The organism is Staphylococcus sp. EG-SA-2 (assembly GCF_017152085.1).
On sequence record NZ_JACYHC010000746.1, the window covers coordinates 1 to 1,551 of the forward strand.

At 31.0% G+C, this 1,551-nt stretch carries 4 protein-coding genes; 2 read left to right on the forward strand and 2 right to left on the reverse strand.

Annotated features, from left to right (window positions below):
- The first annotated feature begins 423 nt into the window (after nucleotides 1-423).
- Nucleotides 424-615, forward strand: coding sequence for a hypothetical protein (locus IDG60_RS13585; protein ID WP_001224379.1), 192 nt, complete (start codon nucleotides 424-426; stop codon nucleotides 613-615).
- A 138-nt stretch (nucleotides 616-753) separates the two neighbouring features.
- Here IDG60_RS13585 and IDG60_RS13590 read toward each other — a convergent pair whose 3' ends face one another.
- Together IDG60_RS13590 and IDG60_RS13595 are read right to left on the reverse strand one after the other, a co-directional pair.
- Nucleotides 754-939, reverse strand: coding sequence for a hypothetical protein (locus IDG60_RS13590; RefSeq protein WP_001791851.1), 186 nt, complete (start codon nucleotides 937-939; stop codon nucleotides 754-756).
- Nucleotides 875-1,156 carry a single-stranded DNA-binding protein gene (locus IDG60_RS13595; RefSeq protein ID WP_000220936.1) on the reverse strand — a complete coding sequence of 94 codons (282 nt, stop codon included), beginning with the start codon at nucleotides 1,154-1,156 and terminating at the stop codon, nucleotides 875-877. Before IDG60_RS13595 ends, IDG60_RS13590 begins: the two co-directional genes overlap by 65 nt.
- A gap of 288 nt (nucleotides 1,157-1,444) precedes the next feature.
- On the opposite strand from IDG60_RS13595, the gene IDG60_RS13600 reads away from it, so the two are divergent.
- Nucleotides 1,445-1,551: SDR family NAD(P)-dependent oxidoreductase (locus IDG60_RS13600; RefSeq protein ID WP_206160794.1), on the forward strand; the 107-nt coding region annotated here is incomplete at its 3' end.

Here is a 1,551-nt window from a genome sequence, read left to right on the forward strand (position 1 = left end):
TAAAAAGGCGAAGAATGAACTGGATGATATTAGTAAGAAATTAAAAAATATTCAAAGAACGGAAGTTTAATATTCTAGCCGATTCCTGAAACTAAGACAGCATGCGTTCATTCATGCCATTATTAATATAAGCACCGCAACAAAAAAGCTTCTAATGTGATACAGGAACCTCATATTCCGTATCATGTTAGAAGCTTTTAATGTCTAAAGAACATCTACATTTTATCATATTTTCTGACTTATTAAACTTTTATATAATTAACTATTTCTTAATTTTCCAAAATAGTGATAAATTTGTGAAATACATCACAAACCTCTTTATTTATTTGGAAATTCATGTAATATTAGACTTGTAAGAAGTTAATAAATAGAGAGAGACGAGAGAGTTTATATAAATAATATATAAACATTGGAGTGATGATTATGAGAAAAGAGATTGAAGCGCTTATTTTCTCAGACGTAAGTAGCTATGATATTTACGTGAACACTGGTGTAAATCAAGGATTAATTGGTGACATCAAAGATGGTTACCTAACTATTGATTCTATGCCTTACATTGATGCTGAGCGTTTGTATCACTTTGCTATGGAACGTAAATCGTTAGTCACTAACTAGTTCTTATTGCCAATGATTACTACCCCTAGTCGGCGGCAATTGAAGTGTGATTGATGTAACTTGCCCTCGTTGGTGAGCAATTGAGGGCAGATCCCTTTAATTAAGTAAACCCTAACTCCCCACAAATCTGGAACGATACTAAAAGCCACGTCCTATATTGGATGTGGCTTTAGTCATACTTATATTATTTTTAAAACGATTACCTACAAGATTTACATATAAAATTCTATCATGTCTGCTATATATAAACGAAATGATATTAGAATCCTTCATTTTCAACTTGTTTAAAATTACGTTTAATGCCGTTATAAGAATATACAATATTATATAATTTTACTTGGGCGTCATGGACACTTGAGAAGGGCATTCTTACATCGTCCATATTTTTAACTTCGTGTCGAAATGCTTTTTCAGCTTTTTGTCTTTCTGCAAGAGACATACTTAGCCATTCTTCTTTGCTAAATAAATCTTCGAATCGAAAATCAAATGCGGTTCTTTTACTTTCTGCTCTTAATGCTAAAACACGCTCATGATATGTCACGTTTAATTCCTCCCTCTAATCATTCAATCGAATGATAAATCACAGTATTAACTTTAGTACTAATATAATGTTTTTACAATAAAGAAGTGACGATTTTTCAACATTTTTAAAAATAAAAAATATAAGCAACGATTAATTGTATATTTCGAATGGCTTGTAATGTAATTTATCTATGAAAATGAAGCGAGTTATTATGACCGTTATATGAATTGTGATACGCTTTTTAAAAGTAATATGTATTTATGATTTACCCTGAAAAAATAAAAAGAATCAAAGGAGTCGATCATTATGACAGTATTAACAGATAAAATAGCAGTAGTTACAGGTGCAGGTAGTGGTATTGGAGAAGCAATTGCAACATTACTACATGAAGAAGGGGCGAAAGTTGTCTTAGC

Bases quoted from the DNA above. Each gene is read 5' to 3' on its own strand.
- IDG60_RS13585 (WP_001224379.1), top strand. From the start codon at position 424: ATGAGAAAAGAGATTGAAGCGCTTATTTTCTCAGACGTAAGTAGCTAT.